Below are 23918 nucleotides of genomic sequence, written 5' to 3'. Positions count from 1 at the left end.
TCCTCTTTTTACAACTTGGCGTCGGCGGCCAACTGCACGTAAGTCGGGTCGAAGCGCAGTTTGAGATTGCCCTTGTCGCCGCTGGTCACGCCGTTGGCGAAAGCCATGCCGACCGCACTGGTGTCTTTGGCGCCTTCACCGAGCAAGCCGTGCTGGAAGGAAAACTCGGCCACTTTGCGCATGGTTTCCGGCAGTTGCTTGCTGGTAGAGAAGTCCAGCGCTTCTTTGGGCGTGGCGAACAATTTGGTGGTGTCCAGTTGCGCCTGGAAACCCGCGAGATCTGTGCCGGAAGCTTTGGCCATGTGTTCCAGCGTGGCTTTGCTTGCGGCATTTTTCGCGTTCATCAACTCGACCACTTCGAACCAGGCGCCGGTCAGCGCTTTGCCCAGCGCCGGGTTGTCTTTGAGGGTGGCGCTGTTGACCACCATCATGTCCATGATTTCGCCGGGGATCTGGCTGGAGTTGAAGACTTCGGTGACGCCGGGTTTGGCCTTGATGTCCGAGAGCATCGGGTTCCAGGTGGTGACGGCGTTGACTTGATCGGTATTGAAAGCGGCCGAGATATCGGCGTCGGAGGTGTTGACCACTTTCAGGTCTTTCTCGGTCAGGTCCACGGAATCCAGCGCCCGGGCCAGCAAGTAGTGGGAGACCGACAGCTCGACCAGATTGACGTCCATGCCCTTGAGGTCGGTGACTTTCTTGCCGTCGCCCTTGAGCACGACGCCGTCATTGCCGTTGGAGAAGTCGCTGACGATCAGCGCGGTGCTGTCGACGCCGCCGGCCGCCGGAATGGTCAGCGCGTCCATGTTGGTCATGGTGCAGCCGTCGAACTGGCCGGCGGTGTACTGGTTGATGGACTCGACGTAATCGTTGAGCTGCACCACATCAATCTTGATGCCGTACTTCTTCGCCCATTTGTCGACGATGCCCTGGCTGCCTGCGTATTCCCAAGGCATCCAGCCGGCATAGATAGTCCAGCAGACGCTGAAGTGGTCTTTTTGTGCGGCCTGGGACGAGACGCTCACGAAAGCTGCGAACGCAGCGGCGAGGAGGGCGGGTAAACGAAGCTTGAGCATGGGTGGTTCTCCAGTTGATCAAGGGCGGGCAGGAGTCAACGCGGCACCGCGAACGGTGGCTTGTCTCCCGGGCTTTTGTCCCGCCGTGTAACCTCAACTGGAGGTCGCCAACTCTCGGACCAGCCACTCGCCTAAGCGAGCCGGAACCCTAGTCAGCCATTTGCAAATTGTGGTGCCGCGAACCTGTGATGACTCCTGCACGGGTTTGCTAAAGCGAGAGACGTGCCAAGTTGGCCGCAGGGCTCTGGCACGCGGGATTGGGGATCAACGCCCTGGCATGGCGACCGCTGCGCTGCTTTGTGATGGTGCACCGGTGCACTGAGATGCAGCGTTCACGGCCAGTGATCCACCAGAGAACTATGAAAAACCTTTCATCGGCGAGATGTTTCAACTTGTTGCCAGACCGCACCAGATTTCGAAAATGATGTCTGATCTTTCGACAGTCACCGAATAATTGACTGTCGCTCACCAGCGTCGCTGGTGTGGCTCACTCGCGGTCCAGGAGGCCGCTATGCTCTGTCGAAAACAGCTCCGCCAAATTCTTCTGATAGCTGTAGTGGGATTGTCTGTTGGTGCGTGCGTACCCTATTCCGATGGAGGAGGCAGCTACTACAGTTCCGAGGTCTACACCTCCCCAGCGCCGTACTACTCCGGCGGCGGGGCTTACTACTCCAATGGCGGTTATTACACTGCGCCGCGTCGCTATTACGCGCCGCCGGCCCGGTATTACCAGCCGACTCCGCGCTACTACCACCAGCCGCGGGTTTATCAACCGGCACCGCGTTATTACCAGCCGTCGCCGCGCGCCGATTATCGGGCGCATCAGAATCGGGGTTGGGACGGTAATCGTCGGGGCGGTTGGGACGGACGCAACCGCGGCAATTGGGATAACAACCGCGGCGGCCACAGCGGGCGTGATAATCGTGGGGGGCGCGGCGGCCACGATGGCCGAGGCAGCCACCGTTAATTTCAGTTAAACGCAATCCCTGTGGGAGCGAGCCTGCTCGCGAAGCGGCGTACCAGACAACTTGGATATCGTCTGATACGCCTCCATCGCGAGCAGGCTCGCTCCCACATTTACATTCAGTATTGGGAAAGATCCGCCAACGGATGCCGCCCCTCCCAAGCCTTGTGAAAATGCGCCTCCACCACTGCATCCGGCACGTTATTGATGTCGGGCCAATGCCAGTGCGGTTTCTGATCCTTGTCGATCAATCGCGCACGCACGCCTTCGCTGAACTCCGGATGACGGCAGCAGTTGAGGCTCAAGGTGTATTCCATCTGAAAAACTTCAGCCAGCGACATATGCCGGGCGCGGGCGATCTGTTCCCACACCAGATGCGCCGTTAGCGGCGAACCTTCGCTCAGGGTCCGCGCGGCACGGCTGAGTACCAGGTCGGTGCTTTCACGCTGTTGGCTGATGGCTTTCCAGGCGCACCGCACATCACTGACATCCAGCAGTTCATCAATTTGCTGGCGGCGCGGCAGCCACTGGGCTTCGGGCATGTGCGCAAGCGCTTCCTGCTGCAAGGCCTTGAGCAAACTGTTGAGCTGCATCGGCGTCTGTTCCTGCCAGTTCAATTGCAGCAAGCCTTCGATCAGCTTTTCCTGTTGCTCATCGAGCAGAAAGCGGTCGGCCAGGTCCAGATCGATCGCATCGCGACCGTTCATGTGCGCGCCCGTCAGTCCGAGGAACAGACCAAGCTTGCCGGGCAGGCGCGACAGGAACCAACTGGCGCCGACATCCGGGTACAGGCCGATACTGATCTCCGGCATGGCCAGGCGGCTGCTCGGCGTCACAATGCGGATGTTCGCGCCTTGCAACAGGCCCATGCCGCCGCCGAGCACGTAACCATGACCCCAGCAGATCAGCGGTTTCGGATAGGTGTGCAGGTTGAAGTCGAGCCGGTATTCCGCCGCGAAGAAGTGCGCGGCCAAGGGCGGCACTTCACCGGGATGCGCGCGGCAGGCTTCCACCAGGCTGCGCACTTCGCCGCCGGCGCAAAAGGCCTTGGCGCCGTTGCCGCGCAGGAGCACGCAGACAATCTGCGGTTCCCTGGCCCACACGTCCAGTTGATCGCGCAGGGCGTTGATCATTGGCAGGGAGAGGGCGTTGAGGGACTTTTCGGCATCCAGGCTGGCAACGCCGATGCGCGCGCCGTCGGTGCCGGTGAGTTCTTCGAAGTGCAGATTCATCGTGACCTCGATCGGGAATTTGAGCGTTCAGTATGATCGCAATGCAGGAAAGTGCCGGTTCTGCGTCAGATCAATTGACAAGCGCGATGGGCTTTCCTAGGGTTCGCCCCATTGTTTTTGCCGGATGTAACCATGACTGCTGACGACCGTATCAAACTCGAACCGAGCTGGAAGGAGGCACTGCGTGCAGAATTCGACCAGCCTTACATGGCAGAGTTGCGCAATTTCCTGCAACAGGAGCGCGCGGCGGGCAAAGAGATTTATCCGCCGGGACCGATGATTTTCAACGCACTCAACTCGACGCCGCTGGACAAGGTCAAAGTCGTCATCCTCGGTCAGGATCCGTATCACGGCCCGGGCCAGGCCCATGGCTTGTGCTTCTCGGTGCAACCGGGCGTGCCGGCGCCACCGTCGCTGGTGAACATCTATAAAGAGTTGAAACGTGATTTGAACATCGACATCCCGAGCCATGGCTGCTTGCAGAGTTGGGCGGATCAGGGCGTCTTGATGATCAACACCACCATGACAGTCGAGCGCGCCAATGCCAATGCGCACAAGGACAAGGGCTGGCAGTTTTTCACCGACCGGATTATTGAAGTGGTCAGCCGGGAGCAACCGCACCTGGTGTTCATGCTGTGGGGCGCGCATGCCCAGAGCAAGCAGAAGCTGATCGATGCGACCAAGCACCTGGTGCTGACGTCGGTGCATCCGTCGCCGCTGTCGGCGTATCGCGGGTTTCTCGGGTGCGGGCACTTCAGCCGGACCAACAAGTTTCTGGAGCAGAATGGCGAAACGCCGATCGAGTGGCGGTTGCCGCCGATTTGATGCGAGTTTGATGAGCTAATGTGGCGAGGGAGCTTGCTCCCGCTCGGCTGCGTAGCAGTCGTAAACCCGCTGAATGCAGTGTTTCAGTAAGAACTGTGTTGCATGCATCGGGCTGCTTCGCAGTCCAGCGGGAGCAAGCTCCCTCGCCACAGTGGAGGGTGTCAGGTCTGCTCGGGCACCCGGTTCCAATACCTGAACAACGGTTCCGCCAGAAACAACACGAACAACAAACGCATCACCTGCATCGCCGTCACCAGCGGCACCGACAATTGCAGGGTCTCCGCCGTCAGGCTCATCTCCGCAATCCCGCCGGGCATCATGCCCAGCGTCAGCGAACGCAGATCCAGATGCGTCAGCGCACTCAAGCCCAGCGCCGCCGCTGTGGCAATCAACATCGTCAACACCGTGCCAATCAAGGTCCGGCCCATGAACGAAGGCGCCCGCCGGAAAAACTGCCGATTGAAGTGACACCCCAAGCCGCTGCCGATCAGCCACTGGCCAATCTGACTGCCGCCGTCCGGCAAACCGATGTGCAGATCCCAACCAATGCTCACCGCTGCAGTGACCAGCAACGGCCCGAACAACCATGGATTCGGTTGGCGAAGACGTTCCCAAATCAAGGCTGCCAAAGCGCCTGCCGGGAAAAGAATTGCCAGCCACCCCCAGCTGACGGCGGACGGATGAAAAACCGGTGCGCCGTCACCCAGCAAATACTTGAACGCCGCCGGCACGCACAGCACCACGACCAACACCCGCAGACTTTGCCCCGCCGCCACGCGACTGAGCACCGCGCCATTACGCGCGCCGAGGTTGACCATCTCACCGGAGCCGCCCGGCATGCTCGAGAAAAACGCCGTGGCGCGATCCTCTCCGGTGCGCCGCATCAACCAGACGCCCACCACGGCGGACAGGCTGGTGATCAGTGCACCGAAGAAGATCAGGCCAAAATGGCTCAGCACTTGCTCCATCACCACCGGGGTGAAGTGCAGGCCAATGCCGATGCCGACCACCCACTGGCCGACTTTGCGCCCGCCAGGGATTTCCGCTAGTTGCCAGGGTGTCAGGCAGCGCACGAGGATGATCGCCAGCAACGAGCCGACCATCCACGGCAACGGCCAGCCGATCTGACTGGCGAGAAAACCGCCCAGCGCGCCGACCAGCGGCGTACCCCACCAGGCGCTGAAGGGTGTTCGATCAGACATCGGCAATCGCACGACGGGCGACCGAACGCTTGCGCCAGATCCGCACGATCGGCATCAACAGCATGATCGCAGTCAATACCCAGACGCCGAAGGTGATCGGGCTCGACCAGAGGATTTCCAGTGCACCGTTGGAAATCGACAGCGCACGACGCAGGTTCTGCTCCATCAAACCACCGAGGATGAAACCGAGCAGCACCGGCGACAACGGGAAGTCGAGCTTGCGCAAGATGTAACCGAAGATACCGATGCCGATCATCAGGAACAGGTCGAAGGTGGTGGCGTGCACCGCGTAGACGCCGATCCCGGTGATGATCGCGATCACTGGCACCAGCGCCCAATTCGGCACAGCAAGGATGCGGGTGAAGATGCGGATCATCGGGATGTTGAGAATCACCAGCATGATGTTGGCGATGAACAACGAAGCGATCAGCCCCCAGACGATGTCCGGTTGTTGCTGGAACAACAGGGGGCCGGGGGTGATGTTGTACAGCGACAGCGCGCCGATCATCACCGCCGTGGTGCCCGAACCCGGAACACCGAGGGTCAACATCGGCACCAACGCACCGCACGCGGCGCCACCGATGGCCGTTTCCGGCGCCGCGAGGCCACGCATGTCGCCCTGGCCGAAGGTACCTTTGGCGCCGGCAATGCGTTTCTCGGTCATGTAGGCCACGGCGCTGGCAAGCGTCGCGCCGGCACCGGGCAACACGCCCATGATGAAACCCAGCACACCACAACGGATATTCACCACGAATACCGCCGAAGCTTCCTTGAAGTTGAACATCATCCGGCCGGTGGCTTTTACCGCTTCTTGACCGTGGTGAGTTTTTTCCAGCAGCAGGAGGATTTCACTGATGGAGAACAGGCCCAACACCAGCACGACGAATTGAATACCGTCAGTCAAATGAATGTTGTCCCCGGTGAACCGGTATACGCCGCTGTTGGCATCAATCCCGACAGTCGACAGAAACAGGCCGATCAGTGCCGCAACAAACGTTTTCAGCGGACGATCACCGGCCATGCCGCCCAGGCAGACAATCGCGAACACCATCAGTACGAAATATTCCGCCGGTCCGAAGGCAATCGCCCATTTCGCCAGCAGCGGGGCGAACAGCACCATGCCGCAGGTGGCAATGAAAGCGCCGATGAACGAGCTCCACGCCGACAGCGACAGCGCTACACCGGCCATACCTTTGCGGGCCATCGGGTAGCCGTCGAGGGTGGTCATCACCGTGGAGGCTTCGCCCGGGATGTTCAGCAGGATCGAGCTGATCCGGCCGCCGTATTCGCAACCCAGGTACACCGCCGCCAGCAGGATCAGCGCTGACTCCGGAGGCAGGCCGAGGGCGAATGCGATCGGGATCAGCAACGCCACGCCGTTGATCGGGCCCAGGCCCGGCAACAGGCCAACGACCGTGCCGATCAGCGTGCCGCAGAGCGCGGTCACCAGGTTGTACGGGCTCAGCGCGACGCCGAAGCCCTGTCCCAAATAGCCAAGAGTATCCATGTCAGTTCTCCAGAACGTCGAGCACGCCCAAGGGCAGTGGCACGTCCATCACTTTGTCGAACAACAGATAAAGTCCGATCGCCATCAGACTGATGATCACCACGCTGGGCAGCCAGCGGCCGCCGTACAAGCGAGCCATCGGGATCCCGATCAGGATGCTCGCGACAATGAACCCGAGCGGTTCAAAGGTGCCCGCGAACACCAGCAGCAACACCACGCAGACACCGATTTTGGTCAGAGTTTCGCGGTCCATCGGCGGTTCGTCGGGGTCGTGTTTGATCGGTGCGGGGCGAAATACCATGTACAACAGCGCCACGCCCATCAAAGAGAGCATCAGTAGTGGAAAGGCGCGGGGGCCAACCGGTTCGTAGGAAAAAGCCGCTTGATACGGCCACGCCATCAGCGCCAGACCCACACAGGCCAGCAACAGCACCGAAGCGAAAATACGTTGTAAGAGCATGGAAAACTCCTGTGCCGCGACCCCGCCAAACGGGGCCGCAGCCGCTAGACAGAGGCGATCACTGAATCAGGCCGAACTCTTTGGCCAGCACTTTGTAGTCGGCCACCTGCTTCTTCACGTAGGTGTCCAGCTCCGGGCCGGTCATGGCGAAGGGGAACAGTTCACGCTGATCGCGCAGCTTGGCGAAGTCTTCGGACGCCAGCAGTTTGTCGAAAGCTTCTTTCCACCAGGCGTAGTCTTCATCGCTGACTTTTGGCCCGAGGTAGAAACCGCGAACCACCGGCCAGACGATGTCGTAGCCTTGCTCTTTGGCGGTCGGGATGTCTTTCATTTCCGGCTCTTCCAGACGCTTGTCGGAGAACACGGCCAGCAGGCGCATGTCGCCGCTCTGGATGTGCGGCATGGAGTCGGAGATGTCGGTGCTGCCGACCTGGATGTGGCCGCCAAGCAGGGCCGTGGCGATTTCACCGCCACCCTCAAGGGCGACGTAACGCAAGTCGCGCGGGTTGATCCCGGCGGCCTTGGCGATCAGCGCCGTTTGCATCCAGTCCTGGCTGCCGACGGTGCCGCCGGAACCGATCACCACTTTGCTCGGATCTTTCTTCAGCGCTTGAACCAGATCGTCCAGAGTCTTGTAGGGCGAATCGCTTTTCACCGCGATGGCGCCGTAACTGGTGCCGACGGCGGCCAGCCAGCGCACATTGGTTTCATCGAAACGGCCGAACTTGCCCTGGGCCAGGTTCAGCAACGAGCCGCTGGACCACGCCACCAGCGTACCGGCGTCGGCCGGACGTTGAGCAACCACCGCGTTGTACGCCACTGCGCCGACACCGCCGGGCATGTAGGTCACGCGCATCGGTTTGCTCAGCAGTTTTTCATTCACCAACGCGCTTTGCACCAGTTTGCAGGTCAGGTCGAAACCACCGCCAGGCGAGGCGGGGGCAATGCATTCCGGGCGTTTGGGCTCGGCCATCAGTTGGCCGGCAAATAACATGCAGCTGGCGGCGAGGGCGAAACGGCGCAGTGATCGATTCATGTGTGTCTCCACGGGAGTTATTGTTTTTGGGAATGTTTCAGGTGCGACAGGGTTGCGCCGTGCAGCCGGTTTCGGCGAAGGCGAGCGTAATCGATGGGAAAGGGCGGGGATGGCGAGGGTAAAACCGTAGGGTCAGCATGGTGCAGTACCTCGTTATTGTTCTTATTGGCGAAAACGCATCAAGGCGTTTTTCGGGAGCTACATTTCAAAGCACGATTGGATGGCAGCAGTCGAAACCATCCGTGGGCCGACTCTAACGGTCGAACCTTTCACTAACCTTTCAGAGGGCTTTCACGGTTTTCGGGCTTCACAGCGGCGGAAGCGGCTGTAAACTCCGCGCCAAAGAATGGCGTCGAACATCCCTGAATGAGGTAAAGATCCATGCGTGTTCTGCTCGTCGAAGACCATCTGCAACTCGCCGACAGCGTCGCCCAGGCGCTCAAGAGCACGGGGCTGACCGTGGATGTGTTGCATGACGGCGTGGCTGCCGACCTGGCCTTGAGCAGCGAGGAATACGCCATGGCGATCCTCGATGTCGGCCTGCCGCGCATGGATGGCTTCGAAGTGCTGGCGCGTTTGCGCGCCCGGGGCAAGAACCTGCCGGTGCTGATGCTGACCGCCCGCAGCGACGTCAAGGATCGGGTCCATGGCCTGAACCTGGGTGCCGACGACTACCTGGCCAAACCGTTCGAACTCACCGAACTCGAAGCCCGGGTCAAAGCCCTGCTGCGCCGCAGTGTGCTTGGCGGTGAACGTCTGCAGACCTGCGGCGTGCTGGCGTACGATCTGGATACCCGGCGCTTTACCCTCGGTGAAGAGCTGCTCACCCTGACCTCCCGCGAACAGGCGGTACTCGAAGCGCTGATCGCCCGCCCTGGTCGGGTGATGAGCAAGGAGCAACTGGCTTCACAAGTCTTCGGTCTGGACGAAGAAGCCAGCCCCGATGCCATCGAAATCTACGTCCACCGCTTGCGCAAAAAGCTCGACGGGCAACCGGTCGCCATCGTGACCTTCCGTGGCCTGGGCTACTTGCTGGAAAGCCGCGATGCATAAGCCCAGCAGCCTGCGCTGGCGGTTGCTGTGGAACCTCGCGCTGTTGTTGGTGGTGTTGATGTTGGCCAGTGGTTTGAGCGCGTACTGGAACGGTCGCGAAGCCGCCGACACGGCCTATGACCGGACATTGCTGGCGTCGGCGCGAACCATCGCCGCAGGCGTGTCCCAACGCGATGGCAGCCTCAGCGCCGACGTGCCCTACGTCGCCCTCGATACGTTTGCCTATGACAGCGCCGGACGTATTTTCTACCTGGTCAACGACATCAACCAAAAGCACATCTCGGGTTACGAAAACCTGCCGCCACCGCCGCCGGGAACGCCGCGCACCGATGACTATCCGGCACTCGCGCGGTTCTATAACGCGACGTATCAGGGGCAAAACGTGCGGGTGGTCAGCCTGCTCAAACCGGTCAGTGAACCGAACATGAACGGCATGGCGGAAATCCGCGTGGCGGAAACCGACGAGGCACGTGTCAGCATGGCCCGCAGCCTGGCGGCGGATACGCTGCTGCGATTGGGCATGCTGGCGGTCGGCGCCTTGCTGATGGTCTGGTTCGCGGTCAGTGCGGCACTGCGTCCGCTGGAACGCTTGCGCACCGCGGTGGAAGAACGCCAGTCCGACGATCTGCGGCCGCTGCCGCTGGTGGAAGTGCAGCACGAATTGTGGCCGCTGGTGCGCGCGCTCAATCACTTTACCGAGCGTCTGCGCGGGCAGTTCGAGCGGCAGGCGCAGTTCATCGCCGACGCCGCCCATGAATTGCGCACGCCGTTGGCGGCGCTCAAGGCGAGACTGGAACTGGGCCTGCGTTCGGCAGAGCCCGAGACCTGGCGTGACACCCTGGAAACCGCCGCTCAGGGCACGGACCGTTTGACCCACCTGGCCAATCAACTGCTCTCGCTGGCGCGGGTCGAAAACGGCGCCCGGGCGATCGCCGAAGGTGGCGCGCAGTTGCTGGACTTGAGCCAGTTGGCCCGTGAGTTGGGCATGGCAATGGCGCCATTGGCCCACAAGCGCGGCGTGGCCTTGGCGCTGGAAGCGGACGAGCCGGTGTGGCTGCGCGGCGAGCCGACGTTGTTGAACGAGCTGTTGAGCAATCTGGTGGATAACGCGCTGGCCCATACGCCGCCCGGCGGCAATGTGATCTTGCGCGTCTCGGCGCCGGCAGTGCTGGAGGTTGAAGACGATGGTCCAGGGATTCCGCTGGAAGAACGTGATCGGGTGTTCGAGCGCTTCTACCGGCGTAATCAGCAGGTCGCAGGGTCAGGGTTGGGATTGGCGATTGTCGGCGAGATCTGCCGCGCGCATCTGGCCCAGATCAGTTTGCATGATGGAGAGAAGGCGGGGTTGAAAGTGCGGGTGAGTTTTATTGCGGGGTAAGCTGCTGGATACATAGTGTGGCGAGGGAGCTTGCTCCCGCTGGGTTGCGAAGCGACCCCAAAGAGGGCCTGCTGCGCAGTCCAGCGGGAGCAAGCTCCCTCGCCACAGTGATCAATAGAACATCGAGCGCGATTCTTCCAGGTCCCTGCACATTGCGTCGTTGTCCGGATCAATCCCCAGCTTCTTGAAGGCCGGCACATCAAATGCGTCGATCCGGGCAAGTGGATGGTCAGTGCCCTTGTGGCAATACAGGCTGGCCACTTGTATGAGGTCTACATAATCGACCCGCTTCGACTGCCGGTTAAAGTCCAGATACAACCCCGGAACCTGTACCAGCATCTCCGGAAAATCCCAGACCCTGAGCAGTTTGTCGCCAATCAACGGATGAATCTGATCAATGACGTGGTTGAGGCTGACCGCGTCCGATAACAATTCATAGTGGTCTTCGGCGTAGGTCAGAATGGGCAACACGCCGATCTGATGCACGAGCCCGCCAAGTGCCGCCTGATCGGGTTTGAGTTGCGTGTAGCTGCGGCACAGCGCATAGCTGACGCCGGCAATTTCCAGGCTCTTGCGCCAGACATCGCGCATCTTTTTTTCCACTACTTCAGAGCGCGCGTGAAAAATCTGCTCCATGACCAGACCAATGGCCAGATTGCTGCTGTAGTTGACGCCCAGCCGAGTGATAGCGGTATGCAAGTCCGTGACTTCCTGAGTCGCGCGCAGCAGCGGGCTGTTGACCACTTTGATCAGGCGCGCCGACAGCGCCGTGTCCCGGCCAATCACTTTACTCAGGGTGCTGACACTGATTTCCGGGTCTTCTGCGGCCTTGCGGATCTGCAGGGCCACTTCCGGTAACGTTGGCAGAACCAGGTCATCGTTATCGATGGCCTCAACCAAATCCTGTTGGACCTTATCCGCCAGCTCGCTCATTTCTTTTCTCTAGGTGTTGCAACAAGTGCGGCTTTAACGCTGGATTTCGCGATCGCGATCCAGTTCATAAGGCAGGTCGAGCAGATGCAGGGCCGGCCCTTCGAGCGTACCCAGATGAACATTGCCACCTTCTGCAGCTTCGGCTTGCAGCACGGCCAGGAGTTCAATGCGTTGCTCGCCACGTGCAGCAATCACCACTTCACCGATGGAACTGCCGTGGGTCGGAGAAAACAGCGGTGTGCCGGGCTCAGGCAATTCACTGGCGTCCAGCGACAGGCGATACAAGCGGCGCTTGAGTTTGCCCAGGTATTGCATCCGCGCGACGATTTCCTGACCGGTATAGCAACCCTTTTTGAAACTCACGCCACCGACGGCTTGCAGGTTGAGCATCTGCGGAATGAACAGCTCACGGGTGGGCGGCATGACCTGACCGATCCCGGCGCGAATCTGGCCCAGCAGCCACTGATTGAGATCGCCCTCGGCGAGCAGGGCCGACAGTTGGCCCTTGATGACATCGGCTTGATCGGCAGCGACCCAGAGTTCGGCGCGGTGCGGCGAGACGCGGATGGCGATCAACCCGTCATGGCGCGCAACGCTGTCGGTGTCTGCCGGCAGCTCAAGGCCCAGGCTCTTGAGTGCGGCATCACCCTGATCGACGCCGAAGCGGACCCAGGCAGCGCTTTCATCGGTCAGTTTTGACTTGGAGAACACTGCGTACTTTTTCAGGTCTGCCAGTTGCGGCTCCAGCAGCTCGGTGGCCATGGCCATGAGCACGCCGTCACCTTGCAGCAGGATGCGGAAACTGGACTGCATCCGGCCTTTCTGCGTGCAGCGCGCGCCCAGGCTGGCCTGGGTGTCGCTGAGGTAATTGAGGTTGCAGGTCAACTGGCCTTGCAGAAATTTGCCGGCGTCGGCGCCGCGGACCGCGAGAACGCCTTCGTGAGACAGGGTGCAGAAAAAAGCGGAATCGGCCATGGGTCATCGCAGGGTAAAGAGTCTGGGAGACATCATAAGGGCGCGCCCATGAAATGGGTAGTTCACAAAAGGTCGGCAGTGCCCGACCAAAGCCGACTGTTCGGGGGTGCCGGGGGCTGTATACTTGCCGCCTATTTGAGGAGCGCTCCATGGTCGAAGATGTTGAACTGAATCGCCTCTACTGGCACAGCCGCCGCGGCATGCTTGAACTTGATGTGTTGCTGGTACCGTTCGTGAAGGAGGTCTACCCGCACCTCAACGATGTCGATCGCGACTGCTACCGCAGGCTGCTCGAATGCGAAGATCAGGACATGTTCGGCTGGTTCATGGAACGCGCCGAATCGGAAGACCCCGAGCTTCAGCGCATGGTCCGCATGATCCTGGACCGTGTCCAGCCCAAGTAATGCGTTCGAATGCCGCTGGCACGCCTCACGGCAGTTGCTGGCGGCGTATCTGCTGGCCCAGCTGTTCGCGCTGGGTTCGTTGTTTCTTCTTTCCCTACCCGTCTGGGCCAGTTTGCCCGCCGCGTTGTGCTGTCTGGCGCACGGTGCCTGGGTATTGCCGCGGCAGATTTTGCTGACACACCCACAGGCGTTTCGCGGTTTGCGTTGCGATGTAGATGGCTGGCAATTATGGAGTCAGGCGGGCGGTTGGCAGGCGGTTCAACTGCGGCGCGACAGTCTGGCGCTGCCCTTGATTGTAGTGCTGCGTTTTCGCCTGCGGGGCGAGCGGCGAGTCCGGGCGATTTGCGTGCCACGGGATTCGCAGGCGGCGGATCTGCACCGACGCCTGCGGGTTCGACTCACTTTCAGTCGACGTAGGTGGGCGGCACCAGAATAGTGTCCAGCGCGACCGGCAGCATGTTCGGGTAGTCGAGGGTGTAATGCAGGCCGCGACTTTCCTTGCGCTCCATGGCTGACTGAATCATCAGTTCGGCCACCTGGGCCAGGTTGCGCAGCTCGATCAAATCCCGACTGACCTTGTAGTTACTGTAGAACTCGTCGATTTCGTCGAGCAGCAGGCGCACGCGATGCTGCGCCCGTTGCAGGCGCTTGTTGGTCCTCACGATGCCGACGTAGTCCCACATGAACCGCCGCAGTTCATCCCAGTTGTGCGCAATGATCACGTCTTCATCCGAATCGGTGACCTGGCTCGCATCCCAGACGGGCAGGGCGATTGGAATTGACACTTGCGGCAACTGTTGAAGAATGTCCGCCGCCGCCGAGCGGGCGTAAACGAAGCATTCCAGCAACGAGTTGCTGGCCATGCGGTTGGCGCCATGCAGTCCGGTGAAGCTGGTTTCGCCGATGGCGTACAAACCCGGCACGTCGGTTCGACCTTGTTGATCGACCATCACGCCGCCGCAGGTGTAGTGTGCCGCCGGCACCACCGGGATCGGTTGTCGGGTGATATCGATGGAAAATTCGAGGCAGCGCTCGTACACCGTCGGGAAGTGCGTCTTGATGAACTCTGCGGGCTTGTGGCTGATGTCCAGATAGACGCAGTCGATACCGAGCCGCTTCATCTCATGGTCGATGGCGCGGGCGACGATGTCCCGGGGCGCGAGTTCGGCGCGCGGGTCGAAACGCTGCATGAAACGCTCGCCGTTAGGCAGTTTCAGGTGTGCGCCTTCACCGCGAAGGGCTTCGGTGACCAAAAAACTCTTGGCTTGCGGGTGATACAGGCACGTCGGGTGGAACTGATTGAATTCCAGATTCGCCACCCGACAGCCCGAGCGCCAGGCCATGGCGATACCGTCGCCGCAAGCACCGTCGGGGTTGCTGGTGTAGAGGTAGACCTTGGCGGCGCCACCGGATGCGAGGATGACAAAGCGTGCGCCGTAGGTGTCCACTTCCCCGGTGCTGCGATTGAGGACGTAGGCACCGAGGCAGCGGTCGCCCTCCAGGCCAAGGCGTTTTTCGGTGATCAGATCAACTGCGACCCGTTGTTCCAGCAGTTCAATGTTGGGACGTTGCCTGGCTTTGTCGAGCAGGGTTCTGAAAATCGCAGCGCCTGTGGCATCGGCGGCGTGGATGATGCGTCGATGGCTATGACCGCCTTCGCGGGTCAGGTGAAACTCGAAACCGCCGTCTTCGGTGCCCGATTGCTCGTCGCGAGTAAAGGGTACGCCCTGGTCGATCAGCCACTGAATGGCTTCTTTGCTGTGCTCGACGGTGAAGCGCACGGCGTCTTCGTGACACAGGCCGCCGCCGGCATTGAGGGTGTCATCGACGTGTGATTCAACGGTGTCGGTGTCATCCAGTACGGCAGCGACGCCGCCCTGGGCCCAGAAAGTCGAGCCATTGGCGAGGTCGCCTTTACTCAGAACGGCGATGCGCAAATGCTCGGGCAGGGTCAGCGCAAGGCTCAAACCGGCAGCGCCGCTGCCAATGACCAGAACATCGTGTTGAAACTGTTGGCTCATTTCAGATTCCGCTCAAAGCGACCCGGGTCGGGGTGGGCGCCTGACTCCTGTAACGGCGAGTCAAGGCAGGCACACAGCCCACTAGTATATAGAGGGGGGGAGCGGCACAATAGCCGTGCTCACATGGCATTGTGAAACTACAGTGACGGAAAAAACCTGACGCTTCGTCGGATGGTTTTTCCGCAGGTTCGGCGACAACGCGACTGTATCGTGGATGTAACAGTCGTTTTCCGTACACGGTTGCACAATGTCGGGCTGGGGCGGCTATAAATATATGGAACTTTTGCCAAAGGCCCAAGATCAATAGACCGTTGCCTGATTCAAGGGACAGTGTCGGCTTCAATGCGGGATTGCGGTTTGATCCATGCCGGCGAATCCGATGACAAGATTATTCGCGCAGCCGGGTTAACCCGAGCTGCGCTTTTCGTGCGTGCCAAATCAGAGCCCGCAGGAAACTTGCTTGGAGGGGGAGAACTTTTGCGAAAAGCCCGAGTCTATGTTTGCAAGTCTGGTCGTTTAGTTATGCAAGCTTCCTCCGAGCTTATCGAGGAGAGTTCATGCTAACCCAGGAAGAGGATCAGCAGCTGGTCGAACGCGTTCAACGCGGCGACAAGCGAGCTTTTGATCTGCTAGTGCTGAAATACCAGCACAAAATTCTCGGGTTGATCGTGCGTTTTGTGCACGACACCCATGAAGCCCAGGATGTGGCGCAGGAAGCCTTTATCAAGGCGTACCGTGCACTTGGAAATTTTCGCGGAGACAGCGCGTTTTATACGTGGCTTTACCGCATCGCCATTAACACGGCGAAAAACTATCTGGTTTCACGCGGCCGCCGGCCGCCGGATAGCGATGTCAGTTCCGAAGATGCAGAGTTCTACGATGGCGATCATGGCCTCAAGGATCTCGAGTCGCCAGAACGCGCATTGCTGCGGGATGAGATCGAAGGCACCGTCCATCGAACCATTCAGCAACTGCCAGAAGATTTGCGTACGGCTTTAACTTTACGTGAATTCGACGGTCTGAGTTACGAGGACATTGCAGCCGTCATGCAATGTCCGGTGGGTACCGTGCGCTCCCGGATTTTCCGCGCTCGGGAGGCCATCGATAAAGCCCTGCAGCCGTTGTTGCAGGAAAACTGAGACAGCGGCGATAGCCAAGAGAGGAACGCCATGAGTCGTGAAGCCCTGCAGGAATCGCTGTCCGCAGTGATGGATAACGAAGCGGACGAACTGGAATTGCGTCGGGTACTGAATGCCTTTGACGATGTTGAAACCCGTGAAACATGGGCTCGTTATCAAATCGCTCGGGCAGTAATGCACAAGGATTTGCTGCTTCCACGCCTGGATATTGCGGCGGCAGTTTCGGCTGCACTGGCTGAAGAAGCCGTGCCAGCAAAAGCCTCCCGTGGTCCATGGCGCAGCCTGGGTCGTCTGGCCGTCGCAGCGTCGGTTACCGTCGCCGTACTGGCAGGTGTTCGTCTCTACAACCAGGACGAAATCGCCGGCGTCGAGCTGGCTCAGCAATCGACCCAACCAGGTCTGGCCGTTCCTCAGGTTAAAGGCCCCGCTGTATTGGCAGGCTATAGTGAGAGTTCGGAAGCTACTGGCCCTATGGCCAATGGCGTACTGCAAGGTCAGCCAGGCTGGCACGATCAGCGTCTGCCAGGTTACTTGCGCCAACATGCTCAACAGGCTGCATTGAAAGGTACTGAGAGCGCTCTGCCTTACGCTCGTGCAGCAAGCCTGGAAAACCGCTAAGGAGGACCATGCGCGCCATCCCTCTACTTACGCTTCTGCTCGGTGGCTGGTTTGTTGTTCCAGCCCATGCCGATGAAGCCCAGGACTGGTTGACCCGTCTTGGCCAGGCCGAGCAACAGCAAAGCTTTCACGGTACTTTCGTCTACGAGCGTAACGGCAGCTTTTCTACCCACAACATCTGGCATCGTGTCCAGGATGGCAAAGTCCGCGAGCGTTTGCTCCAGCTCGATGGCTCTGCGCAGGAAGTCGTGCGCATTGATGGACACACTCAATGCGTCAGCGGCACCCTGATTGCAGGACTGGGGGATTCCCCCAATTCCGCTGCCCGGGTACTCGATCCACAAAAGCTGAAGAATTGGTACGACCTTGCCGTCATCGGCAAGTCGCGTGTGGCCGGGCGTGCGGCGGTTATTGTTTCACTGACGCCCCGCGATCAACATCGATACGGCTTCGAGCTGCATCTGGACAAAGAAACCGGCTTGCCACTTAAATCATTGCTCCTGAATGATAAAGGGCAGTTGCTGGAACGCTTTCAGTTCACTCAGCTGGACACCTCCCGTGCCCCCTCCGACAGTGATTTGCAGCCGGGCGCTGATTGCAAGGCCGTCGCCCTCGACAGCAATAAAGCCACAGCCGTCAAAACCGCGCAAACCTGGCATTCGGACTGGTTGCCTGCAGGTTTTGAGCTGACCAGCAGCTCATCGCGCAAGGACCCCGGGACCAAAACCCAAATCAACAGTCTGATGTACGACGATGGCCTGGCCCGGTTCTCGGTGTTCCTCGAACCGTTGAATGGGGCGGCCGTGACCGATACCCGCACTCAGCTGGGGCCGACAGTCGCTGTGTCTCGCCGCCTGACAACGCCGCAAGGCGAGATGATGGTTACCGTGGTCGGTGAAATTCCTGCCGGTACCGCGGAACGGATTGCGCTGTCCATGCGCACCGATGCCACTGCCACCCAGTAGTGAGCTGCCATCGAAATGTTTGGTGAGCATTTCAGTTTGCAATCCTCCCTGAAATTTTTTATAGGTCAGAGCCCCTCGGCTCTGGCCTTGTTTGTTGTTCCCGGAACAAAAATACCGGCGTATTGTTCCCGGTGTTCCTTGCTCCATATCGCTTAACCATGCTCGTCGTAACGGGAGCCGTATGTCGATACCACGCTTGAAGTCTTACCTTTCCATTTTTGCCACCGTGCTGGTGCTCGGTCAGGCGGTCGCTGCACAAGCAGTCGAGTTGCCTGACTTTACCCAACTGGTTGAACAGGCGTCGCCTGCGGTGGTGAACATCAGCACCACGCAGAAACTGCCGGATCGCAGAGTAAACGAGCAGATGCCCGACCTCGAAGGGTTACCGCCCATGCTGCGCGAGTTCTTCGAGCGTGGCATGCCGCAACAACCGCGTACGCCACGCGGTGATCGTCAGCGAGAAGCCCAGTCGCTGGGTTCAGGTTTCATCATCTCCTCTGACGGCTACATCCTCACCAACAACCATGTGATCGCCGATGCCGACGAAATCCTCGTTCGTCTCGCTGACCGCAGTGAGCTGAAAGCCAAACTGGTCGGCACCGATCCCCGTTCCGACGTGGCTTTGCTGAAAATCGAGGGCAAGGATCTGCCCGTCCTGAAGCTTGGCAAATCCCAGGACCTGAAGGCCGGGCAATGGGTCGTGGCCATCGGCTCCCCCTTCGGTTTCGACCATACGGTAACCCAGGGCATCGTCAGCGCCATCGGTCGCAGTCTGCCGAACGAAAACTATGTGCCGTTCATCCAGACTGACGTGCCGATCAATCCGGGTAACTCCGGTGGCCCGTTGTTCAACCTCGCGGGCGAGGTCGTAGGCATCAACTCACAGATCTACACTCGCTCCGGTGGCTTCATGGGGGTGTCGTTCGCGATTCCTATCGACGTGGCCATGGACGTTTCCAATCAGCTGAAAAGCGGCGGCAAAGTAAGCCGTGGCTGGTTGGGTGTAGTCATTCAGGAAGTGAACAAGGACCTGGCCGAGTCGTTCGGTCTTGAGAAGCCAGCCGGTGCATTGGTCGCTCAAATCCAGGACGACGGCCCGGCCGCCAAGGGTGGCCTGCAAGTCGGTGACGTGATACTGAGCATGAACGGTCAACCGATCGTCATGTCGGCTGATCTGCCGCACTTGGTAGGCGCCCTTAAAGAAGGCGCGAAGGCCAACCTTGAGGTGATCCGTGAGGGCAAACGCAAGAATGTCGAGCTGACGGTTGGCGCAATTCCGGACGAAGGGAAAGAGCTGGTTTCGAGTCTGAAGTCCGGTGCTGAAACCAATAGCAATCGTCTGGGCGTTGCTGTTGCCGATCTGACCGCTGAACAAAAGAAAACCTACGACCTGAAAGGTGGTGTGGTGATCAAGGAAGTTCAGGACGGTCCTGCCTCGCTGATTGGCTTGCAGCCAAACGATGTGATCACTCACCTGAATAACCAGGCGATCAACGACAGCAAAGAGTTTGCTGAAATCGCCAAGGCGCTGCCGAAGAACCGCTCGGTGTCGATGCGGGTTCTGCGTCAGAATCGCGCCAGCTTCATCACGTTCAAGCTGGCTGAATAAGCCGGTTGTTGCTGAATGAAAAAACCGCCTCGAAAGAGGCGGTTTTTTTGTGCGTGGTGAAAAGTCTCAGCCCATCATGTCCTTGACCATGCGCTCCTGCTCCATCAGCTCCCGTTGACGAGCGTCGATGCGCGATGACAGCGGGAAGTTGGTGCCGGCCTTGCGCTTGGCAAAGTCCAGTTGCTGAATGGCCTGGCGGTAGTCGCCGACCAGCGCAAAGTACTCGGCGCGTGCCTGATGCAGGCCGATGATGTTGCCAGACAGGCCTCGGGTTTCCGCCACCATGTACCAGACGTCAGGGTCATCCGGGCGGCTCTTGAGCAAGCTCTCCAGCGCTTTCTCCGCCTCAGGCGCCCGGTTCTGCTTGAGCAGCAGATCGACGCGCACTTGATTCAACGGATAGTTACCCGGGTACTGAGTCAGCATCCGGTCCACCCGGGTTTGTGCATCGGGCAGACGATTGTTGGTGATGTCCAGATCGACCTGTGCCAGGTTGTAAATGATCTCGTTAGGCGACTTCGCCAGCAGTGCCTTGAGGTTTTCCCGCGCTTCGTTCAACTGCCCGCCCTTGATCTGGGCGATTGCCAGGCCATAACGGGCAACGTCGTTTTTCGGGTTTTCATCCAGTTGAGCCCGGAAGCGCTTGGCGCCCAGGCCGGGGGTTTCTTCGTAAATCAGCTGAACCCGCGCACGAATCAGCTGGTAACGCATGGTGTCTTCGATGCCGCCCGCTTTGGCTTGCTCGGCACGGTTGCGCGTGTCGGCGATCCGCGATTCGGTCACCGGGTGAGTCAACAGAAATTCCGGTGGCTTGGCATCGAAGCGGTATTGCCGGGCCAGTCGCTCGAACATGGTCGGCATCGAGCGCGGGTCGTAACCGGCTTTTTCCAGATTGAGAATGCCGATACGGTCGGCTTCCTGTTCGTTCTGGCGCGAAAAACGTCGTTGTTCCTGAATCGCCGCTGCCTGCGTACCCGCAATGGCCGCGATTCCGGCATCGCCGGCGCCGGCGGCGGCAATCACGATCCCCGCCAGCAGTGCGGCCATCATCGGCACCTGCATGCGTTGCTGCGCTTCTACGCCACGGGCAAAGTGACGCTGCGACAAGTGAGCCAATTCGTGAGCGAGTACCGAGGCATATTCACCCTCGGTCTGCGCATTGAGGAATAAACCGCCGTTGACCCCGACAATCCCGCCCGGCGCCGCAAAGGCGTTGAGTTGCGGGCTGTTGATCAGGATGAATTCCAGGCGCCGGTCGTTGACCTGGCTGGTTTCCACCAGCCGATAGACACTGGATTCGACATAATCCTTGAGCTGCGGGTCGTTGAGCTGGGAAACCTGGCTGCGCAGCAGCGCCAGCCAGGCGCGACCCAACTGGTATTCCTGTTGTGGCGAGACAATGGCAGAACTGGCGTCGCCGAGTGACGGCAAGTCGTCAGCGAAGCCCGGTGAGGCGAGCAGGCAAGCGAGCGTCAGCAGGGTAGGGCGCAAAAAAGTCATGCACAAAGCCTTAGTCGACAAAGACCTTACTGTAGCCGGACAGTACGCTTCGGACCAGATATTCTAAGCCGCTCGACCACCTGACCCGGAGTAACGCAATGACTGACACTGTAGCCCATGACGCCGAACTGGACGCCAGCGGCCTGAATTGTCCGTTGCCGTTGCTCAAGGCCAAGCTCGAACTCAATCGCATGGCCAGCGGCGCGGTGCTCAAGGTGATCGCCACCGATGCGGGCTCGCAGCGCGACTTCCGCACCTTTGCCCGGTTAGCCGGTCATACGCTGCTTCGCGAAGAAGATGAAGCGGGCGTTTACCGCTACTGGTTGAAAAAAGCCTGAAAACTGCTGCGTTCGTTTCTAAGGATTATTGATGTTCAAAGTTTTACGCGACTGGATTCAGCGCTATTTCTCGGATGAAGAAGCAGTGGTGCTGGCGGTTCTGCTGTTTCTGGCGTTCACCGCGGTGCTGACTTTGGGCGGCATGCTCGCGCCGGTGCTTGCCGGGATGGTGCTGGCGTATCTGATGCAGGGGTTGGTGGTCACGCTTGAACGCCTGCGTGTGCCGGGCGGGGTGGCGGTAGGGCTGGTCTTCGCCTTGTTCATGGGCGTTTTGCTGGTGTTCATTATTGTCGTGGTGCCGTTGCTCTGGCATCAGTTGATCACGCTGTTCAACGAGCTGCCGGGCATGCTCGGCAAGTGGCAATCGCTGTTGTTGCTGTTGCCCGAGCGCTACCCGCACCTGGTGTCCGATGAGCAAGTGTTGCAGGCCATCGAAGTGGCGCGGGGCGAAATCGGCAAGTTTGGCCAGTGGGCGTTGACGTTCTCGCTATCGAGTCTACCGCTGTTGGTCAACATCATGATTTACCTGGTGCTGGTGCCGATCCTGGTGTTTTTCTTTCTCAAGGACCGGGAGATGATTGGCCAGTGGGTGCGTGGCTATCTACCGCGTGAGCGCGCGCTGATCACCCGTGTGGCCCATGAAATGAACCGCCAGATCGCCAATTATATTCGCGGCAAAGTCATCGAGATCTTCATCTGCGGCGGGGTGACCTACATCGCGTTTGTCGTTCTCGGGCTCAACTACGCGGCCCTGCTGGCGTTGCTGGTGGGTGTGTCGGTGGTAGTGCCGTATGTCGGAGCGGTGGTGGTGACCGTGCCGGTGCTGCTGATTGCGCTGTTCCAGTGGGGCTGGAGCGATCAGTTCATCTATTTGATGGCGGTCTACGGAATCATTCAGACACTGGATGGCAACGTGCTGGTGCCGCTGCTGTTCTCGGAAGCGGTCAACCTGCACCCGGTGGCAATCATCTGCGCGGTGCTGTTGTTTGGCGGGTTGTGGGGATTTTGGGGGGTGTTCTTTGCGATACCGCTGGCGACGCTGTTCAAAGCGGTGCTGGATGCGTGGCCGCGCAAGGAGCCGGTGGTGGCGCCATTGCTTTAAATTGATGGCGCAAAAAAAGATCGCAGCCTTCGGCAGCTCCTACAGGTGTACGCCAAAACCTGTAGGAGCTGCCGAAGGCTGCGATCTTCTTGAGTCAGGCCTTGTTCAGGGCCTCAGCCGCCGCCAACACCGCATCCACATGCCCCGGCACCTTCACACCACGCCATTCCTGACGCAGCACGCCATGCTTGTCGATCAAAAACGTGCTGCGATCAACGCCCATGTATTCCTTGCCATACAGCTTCTTCAGCTTGATCACATCGAACAACTGGCACAGCGCTTCTTCCTTGTCGCTGATCAGCTCGAAGGTAAACGCCTGCTTGGCCTTGAAGTTTTCGTGCGATTTCAAACTGTCGCGGGATACACCGAACACTTCGGTGTTGGCCGCTTTAAAGGCGTCAAGCTGATCGCGAAAGCCCTGGCCCTGAGTCGTGCAACCCGGGGTGCTGTCCTTCGGATAGAAGTAGATCACCACTTGCTTGCCTTTAAGGCCTGCGAGGCTGACGGTCTGTCCATTGGTGGCGGGTGCTTCGAAGTCGGCAACCGGTTGGTCGATGGCAACGGCCATGAAAGCTTCCTTACATTGGGTTTTGTGGGCGCCACGGCTCGATCAGGGCATCCAGATTCAGCGCATCGGCGAAATCGAGGAACTGATCGCGCAGCCAACTGATTTGCACGCCGGCCGGCAAGGTCACGGTGAACGTGGCGTTAAGCATGGTGCCGCCGGTTTGCGGGGCCTGATAGGTGTCGCAGGTCAGGTTTTCCAGCTCGACGTTGTGGTCCATGAAGAACTGGCACAGCTCGTTGATGATGTCGGAGCGGTAGGCCGAGCTGACATACGCCACGTACGGCAAGGCCTGTGGACGGTTTTCCAGCGCCGCGCTGCGCACCACGTTGACCGTGAAGGCGTGCTTTTTGGCAAGGCTCGGCAAGCTGCCTTCCAGGCGCGCGAGGGCGTCCCAGCTGCCGGAGATTTCAAGGATCAACGCACTGCACTCGCCATGGCGGGTCAGGCGAGAAGTGACCACGGCGCAGCGGTTTTCATGGCTGGCGCGGCACAGGACGTTAGTCAGCTCCATGGGGTTGGCGCCGAGGGCACTGATGACAAGGAATTGTTCGCGAACTGTGGGGGTGGACATGCAGCATTCCTAAAGCGATGAGCGGTCGATACTTCTACGGGCTTTTTTTGCCGGGGGCGAGCCTGCGGATGCGAATTCAGAAAACCCGAGCCGAAGGTTGCAACGTGCTCCAGTGTGGCAAGAGCGAGGGGTGGCAACGCTGGATCGGGGCTTGTGATGCCGAAAATGGAGGCTGGAACCCGGCTTGCGAGCGTGTCAGTACCGATCAAAGTCTGAAGGGTAGCGAAAAGCAGCGCCAAGGGGAATGGCAGCAGCGCAGTACTTCGCTTGTACAAGCATCTTGGCGCCAGTACCATTACGGCTCTCTTTTTCCGGCAGGAGCGGTTGCATGATTGCGGGCAGTATGGTGGCACTGGTCACACCCATGGATGCACAAGGTCGTCTCGACTGGGACAGCCTGAGCAAACTGGTGGACTTTCACCTGCAAAACGGCACCCACGCG

General features: G+C 59.7%; 25 protein-coding genes and 1 riboswitch. Of the genes, 13 read left to right on the top strand and 12 right to left on the bottom strand.

The annotated features are described in order from the left end of the window. Nucleotides 1-8: 8 nt before the first annotated feature. Entirely contained in the window at nucleotides 9-1076 is a 1068-nt protein-coding gene (locus F8N62_RS22670; protein ID WP_150712771.1) for a putative urea ABC transporter substrate-binding protein, read from the bottom strand. Nucleotides 1077-1138: 62 nt separating this feature from the next. Beyond that, nucleotides 1139-1239, bottom strand: a riboswitch (guanidine-I (ykkC/yxkD leader). 348 nt (nucleotides 1240-1587) lie between these two features. On the opposite strand from F8N62_RS22670, the gene F8N62_RS22660 reads away from it, so the two are divergent. Next, on the top strand, nucleotides 1588-2043 hold the full coding sequence (locus F8N62_RS22660; protein WP_150712770.1) for a hypothetical protein: 456 nt from the start codon (nucleotides 1588-1590) through the stop codon (nucleotides 2041-2043). Nucleotides 2044-2159: 116 nt separating this feature from the next. Here F8N62_RS22660 and F8N62_RS22655 read toward each other — a convergent pair whose 3' ends face one another. After that, nucleotides 2160-3272 (bottom strand): enoyl-CoA hydratase/isomerase family protein, encoded by a 1113-nt coding sequence (locus F8N62_RS22655; RefSeq protein WP_150712769.1) that lies wholly within the window; start codon nucleotides 3270-3272, stop codon nucleotides 2160-2162. Nucleotides 3273-3404: 132 nt separating this feature from the next. Between F8N62_RS22655 and ung the strand changes: the two genes are divergently transcribed. Further along, entirely contained in the window at nucleotides 3405-4097 is a 693-nt protein-coding gene (gene ung, locus F8N62_RS22650; protein WP_150712768.1) for a uracil-DNA glycosylase, read from the top strand. Nucleotides 4098-4258: 161 nt separating this feature from the next. On the opposite strand, the gene F8N62_RS22645 is transcribed toward ung, so the two are convergent. From F8N62_RS22645 to F8N62_RS22630, 4 genes are read right to left on the bottom strand one after another with little or no spacing between them, the layout of a single operon-like run. After that, on the bottom strand, nucleotides 4259-5299 hold the full coding sequence (locus F8N62_RS22645; RefSeq protein ID WP_150712767.1) for an AbrB family transcriptional regulator: 1041 nt from the start codon (nucleotides 5297-5299) through the stop codon (nucleotides 4259-4261). After that, nucleotides 5292-6806 carry a tripartite tricarboxylate transporter permease gene (locus tag F8N62_RS22640; protein ID WP_150712766.1) on the bottom strand — a complete coding sequence of 505 codons (1515 nt, stop codon included), beginning with the start codon at nucleotides 6804-6806 and terminating at the stop codon, nucleotides 5292-5294. The genes F8N62_RS22645 and F8N62_RS22640 overlap by 8 nt, the downstream gene beginning before the upstream one ends. A gap of 1 nt (nucleotide 6807) precedes the next feature. Further along, complete coding sequence (locus F8N62_RS22635) at nucleotides 6808-7266, bottom strand: tripartite tricarboxylate transporter TctB family protein (RefSeq protein WP_150712765.1); 459 nt, start codon at nucleotides 7264-7266, stop codon at nucleotides 6808-6810. Between the two features lie 58 nt (nucleotides 7267-7324). Then, entirely contained in the window at nucleotides 7325-8302 is a 978-nt protein-coding gene (locus F8N62_RS22630; RefSeq protein WP_150712764.1) for a Bug family tripartite tricarboxylate transporter substrate binding protein, read from the bottom strand. Nucleotides 8303-8683: 381 nt separating this feature from the next. Here F8N62_RS22630 and F8N62_RS22625 point away from each other — a divergent pair, with 381 nt between their 5' ends. Together F8N62_RS22625 and F8N62_RS22620 are read left to right on the top strand one after the other, a co-directional pair. Further along, nucleotides 8684-9355 carry a response regulator gene (locus F8N62_RS22625; protein ID WP_150712763.1) on the top strand — a complete coding sequence of 224 codons (672 nt, stop codon included), beginning with the start codon at nucleotides 8684-8686 and terminating at the stop codon, nucleotides 9353-9355. Next, nucleotides 9348-10733 (top strand): sensor histidine kinase, encoded by a 1386-nt coding sequence (locus F8N62_RS22620; protein ID WP_150712762.1) that lies wholly within the window; start codon nucleotides 9348-9350, stop codon nucleotides 10731-10733. The genes F8N62_RS22625 and F8N62_RS22620 overlap by 8 nt, the downstream gene beginning before the upstream one ends. Before the next feature lie 111 nt (nucleotides 10734-10844). Here F8N62_RS22620 and F8N62_RS22615 read toward each other — a convergent pair whose 3' ends face one another. Together F8N62_RS22615 and F8N62_RS22610 are read right to left on the bottom strand one after the other, a co-directional pair. Then, the gene (locus tag F8N62_RS22615; protein ID WP_150712761.1) at nucleotides 10845-11666 is read right to left on the bottom strand and encodes an HDOD domain-containing protein; all 822 of its coding nucleotides are present in this window, start codon (nucleotides 11664-11666) and stop codon (nucleotides 10845-10847) included. Nucleotides 11667-11699: 33 nt separating this feature from the next. Further along, nucleotides 11700-12641, bottom strand: coding sequence for a YgfZ/GcvT domain-containing protein (locus tag F8N62_RS22610; RefSeq protein ID WP_150712760.1), 942 nt, complete (start codon nucleotides 12639-12641; stop codon nucleotides 11700-11702). A gap of 149 nt (nucleotides 12642-12790) precedes the next feature. Between F8N62_RS22610 and F8N62_RS22605 the strand changes: the two genes are divergently transcribed. Both F8N62_RS22605 and F8N62_RS22600 read left to right on the top strand, forming a co-directional pair. Continuing rightward, complete coding sequence (locus F8N62_RS22605) at nucleotides 12791-13045, top strand: succinate dehydrogenase assembly factor 2 (protein ID WP_033054070.1); 255 nt, start codon at nucleotides 12791-12793, stop codon at nucleotides 13043-13045. Further along, on the top strand, nucleotides 13029-13481 hold the full coding sequence (locus tag F8N62_RS22600; protein ID WP_150712759.1) for a protein YgfX: 453 nt from the start codon (nucleotides 13029-13031) through the stop codon (nucleotides 13479-13481). Before F8N62_RS22605 ends, F8N62_RS22600 begins: the two co-directional genes overlap by 17 nt. On the opposite strand, the gene nadB is transcribed toward F8N62_RS22600, so the two are convergent. Then, the gene (gene nadB / locus F8N62_RS22595; RefSeq protein ID WP_150712758.1) at nucleotides 13450-15066 is read right to left on the bottom strand and encodes an L-aspartate oxidase; all 1617 of its coding nucleotides are present in this window, start codon (nucleotides 15064-15066) and stop codon (nucleotides 13450-13452) included. The two genes, F8N62_RS22600 and nadB, sit on opposite strands and share 32 nt — an antisense overlap. A 557-nt stretch (nucleotides 15067-15623) precedes the next feature. Here nadB and rpoE point away from each other — a divergent pair. The 4 genes from rpoE (at nucleotide 15624) to F8N62_RS22575 (ending at nucleotide 19397) form a co-directional block, all read left to right on the top strand. Then, nucleotides 15624-16205, top strand: coding sequence for an RNA polymerase sigma factor RpoE (rpoE, locus tag F8N62_RS22590; RefSeq protein WP_007944079.1), 582 nt, complete (start codon nucleotides 15624-15626; stop codon nucleotides 16203-16205). A 30-nt stretch (nucleotides 16206-16235) separates the two neighbouring features. Beyond that, entirely contained in the window at nucleotides 16236-16823 is a 588-nt protein-coding gene (locus F8N62_RS22585; RefSeq protein WP_150712757.1) for an RseA family anti-sigma factor, read from the top strand. Nucleotides 16824-16831: 8 nt separating this feature from the next. After that, nucleotides 16832-17788 carry a MucB/RseB C-terminal domain-containing protein gene (locus F8N62_RS22580; RefSeq protein WP_150712756.1) on the top strand — a complete coding sequence of 319 codons (957 nt, stop codon included), beginning with the start codon at nucleotides 16832-16834 and terminating at the stop codon, nucleotides 17786-17788. A gap of 181 nt (nucleotides 17789-17969) precedes the next feature. Further along, a complete protein-coding gene (locus F8N62_RS22575) occupies nucleotides 17970-19397 on the top strand; it encodes a DegQ family serine endoprotease (protein ID WP_150712755.1) in 1428 nt (475 codons plus the stop codon). Between the two features lie 66 nt (nucleotides 19398-19463). Here F8N62_RS22575 and F8N62_RS22570 read toward each other — a convergent pair whose 3' ends face one another. Next, complete coding sequence (locus tag F8N62_RS22570) at nucleotides 19464-20897, bottom strand: M48 family metalloprotease (protein ID WP_150712754.1); 1434 nt, start codon at nucleotides 20895-20897, stop codon at nucleotides 19464-19466. Nucleotides 20898-20995: 98 nt separating this feature from the next. Here F8N62_RS22570 and F8N62_RS22565 point away from each other — a divergent pair, with 98 nt between their 5' ends. Together F8N62_RS22565 and F8N62_RS22560 are read left to right on the top strand one after the other, a co-directional pair. Next, on the top strand, nucleotides 20996-21235 hold the full coding sequence (locus F8N62_RS22565) for a sulfurtransferase TusA family protein (protein ID WP_150712753.1): 240 nt from the start codon (nucleotides 20996-20998) through the stop codon (nucleotides 21233-21235). 31 nt (nucleotides 21236-21266) lie between these two features. Next, nucleotides 21267-22337, top strand: a complete 1071-nt coding sequence (locus F8N62_RS22560) for an AI-2E family transporter (RefSeq protein WP_150712752.1) — start codon at nucleotides 21267-21269, stop codon at nucleotides 22335-22337. A gap of 94 nt (nucleotides 22338-22431) precedes the next feature. Here the strand turns inward: F8N62_RS22560 and F8N62_RS22555 are convergent, their stop codons facing one another. Then, nucleotides 22432-22905 carry a peroxiredoxin gene (locus tag F8N62_RS22555; protein WP_150712751.1) on the bottom strand — a complete coding sequence of 158 codons (474 nt, stop codon included), beginning with the start codon at nucleotides 22903-22905 and terminating at the stop codon, nucleotides 22432-22434. Nucleotides 22906-22915: 10 nt separating this feature from the next. Beyond that, nucleotides 22916-23476 (bottom strand): glycine cleavage system protein R, encoded by a 561-nt coding sequence (locus tag F8N62_RS22550; protein ID WP_008034925.1) that lies wholly within the window; start codon nucleotides 23474-23476, stop codon nucleotides 22916-22918. Between the two features lie 328 nt (nucleotides 23477-23804). Between F8N62_RS22550 and F8N62_RS22540 the strand changes: the two genes are divergently transcribed. Further along, nucleotides 23805-23918, top strand: a 114-nt coding sequence (locus F8N62_RS22540) for a dihydrodipicolinate synthase family protein (RefSeq protein WP_191632423.1), incomplete at its 3' end; no start/stop codon positions are given.

Source organism: Pseudomonas fluorescens, assembly GCF_902497785.1.
GTDB lineage: Bacteria > Pseudomonadota > Gammaproteobacteria > Pseudomonadales > Pseudomonadaceae > Aquipseudomonas > Aquipseudomonas fluorescens_BO.
This window is presented reverse-complemented; position numbering and strand designations above follow the sequence as displayed.

Excerpts from the sequence above, each read along its gene's own strand:
- F8N62_RS22620 (WP_150712762.1), top strand. The coding sequence starts at position 9,348 with ATGCATAAGCCCAGCAGCCTGCGCTGGCGGTTGCTGTGGAACCTCGCG.
- F8N62_RS22585 (WP_150712757.1), top strand. The coding sequence starts at position 16,236 with ATGAGTCGTGAAGCCCTGCAGGAATCGCTGTCCGCAGTGATGGATAAC.
- F8N62_RS22625 (WP_150712763.1), top strand. The coding sequence starts at position 8,684 with ATGCGTGTTCTGCTCGTCGAAGACCATCTGCAACTCGCCGACAGCGTC.
- F8N62_RS22575 (WP_150712755.1), top strand. The coding sequence starts at position 17,970 with ATGTCGATACCACGCTTGAAGTCTTACCTTTCCATTTTTGCCACCGTG.
- rpoE (WP_007944079.1), top strand. The coding sequence starts at position 15,624 with ATGCTAACCCAGGAAGAGGATCAGCAGCTGGTCGAACGCGTTCAACGC.
- F8N62_RS22645 (WP_150712767.1), bottom strand. The coding sequence starts at position 5,299 with ATGTCTGATCGAACACCCTTCAGCGCCTGGTGGGGTACGCCGCTGGTC.
- F8N62_RS22655 (WP_150712769.1), bottom strand. The coding sequence starts at position 3,272 with ATGAATCTGCACTTCGAAGAACTCACCGGCACCGACGGCGCGCGCATC.
- F8N62_RS22640 (WP_150712766.1), bottom strand. The coding sequence starts at position 6,806 with ATGGATACTCTTGGCTATTTGGGACAGGGCTTCGGCGTCGCGCTGAGC.
- F8N62_RS22610 (WP_150712760.1), bottom strand. The coding sequence starts at position 12,641 with ATGGCCGATTCCGCTTTTTTCTGCACCCTGTCTCACGAAGGCGTTCTC.
- F8N62_RS22660 (WP_150712770.1), top strand. The coding sequence starts at position 1,588 with ATGCTCTGTCGAAAACAGCTCCGCCAAATTCTTCTGATAGCTGTAGTG.
- F8N62_RS22630 (WP_150712764.1), bottom strand. The coding sequence starts at position 8,302 with ATGAATCGATCACTGCGCCGTTTCGCCCTCGCCGCCAGCTGCATGTTA.
- F8N62_RS22550 (WP_008034925.1), bottom strand. The coding sequence starts at position 23,476 with ATGTCCACCCCCACAGTTCGCGAACAATTCCTTGTCATCAGTGCCCTC.
- F8N62_RS22580 (WP_150712756.1), top strand. The coding sequence starts at position 16,832 with ATGCGCGCCATCCCTCTACTTACGCTTCTGCTCGGTGGCTGGTTTGTT.
- F8N62_RS22555 (WP_150712751.1), bottom strand. The coding sequence starts at position 22,905 with ATGGCCGTTGCCATCGACCAACCGGTTGCCGACTTCGAAGCACCCGCC.
- F8N62_RS22560 (WP_150712752.1), top strand. The coding sequence starts at position 21,267 with ATGTTCAAAGTTTTACGCGACTGGATTCAGCGCTATTTCTCGGATGAA.
- F8N62_RS22615 (WP_150712761.1), bottom strand. The coding sequence starts at position 11,666 with ATGAGCGAGCTGGCGGATAAGGTCCAACAGGATTTGGTTGAGGCCATC.
- F8N62_RS22570 (WP_150712754.1), bottom strand. The coding sequence starts at position 20,897 with ATGACTTTTTTGCGCCCTACCCTGCTGACGCTCGCTTGCCTGCTCGCC.
- nadB (WP_150712758.1), bottom strand. The coding sequence starts at position 15,066 with ATGAGCCAACAGTTTCAACACGATGTTCTGGTCATTGGCAGCGGCGCT.
- F8N62_RS22635 (WP_150712765.1), bottom strand. The coding sequence starts at position 7,266 with ATGCTCTTACAACGTATTTTCGCTTCGGTGCTGTTGCTGGCCTGTGTG.
- F8N62_RS22670 (WP_150712771.1), bottom strand. The coding sequence starts at position 1,076 with ATGCTCAAGCTTCGTTTACCCGCCCTCCTCGCCGCTGCGTTCGCAGCT.
- F8N62_RS22565 (WP_150712753.1), top strand. The coding sequence starts at position 20,996 with ATGACTGACACTGTAGCCCATGACGCCGAACTGGACGCCAGCGGCCTG.
- ung (WP_150712768.1), top strand. The coding sequence starts at position 3,405 with ATGACTGCTGACGACCGTATCAAACTCGAACCGAGCTGGAAGGAGGCA.
- F8N62_RS22605 (WP_033054070.1), top strand. The coding sequence starts at position 12,791 with ATGGTCGAAGATGTTGAACTGAATCGCCTCTACTGGCACAGCCGCCGC.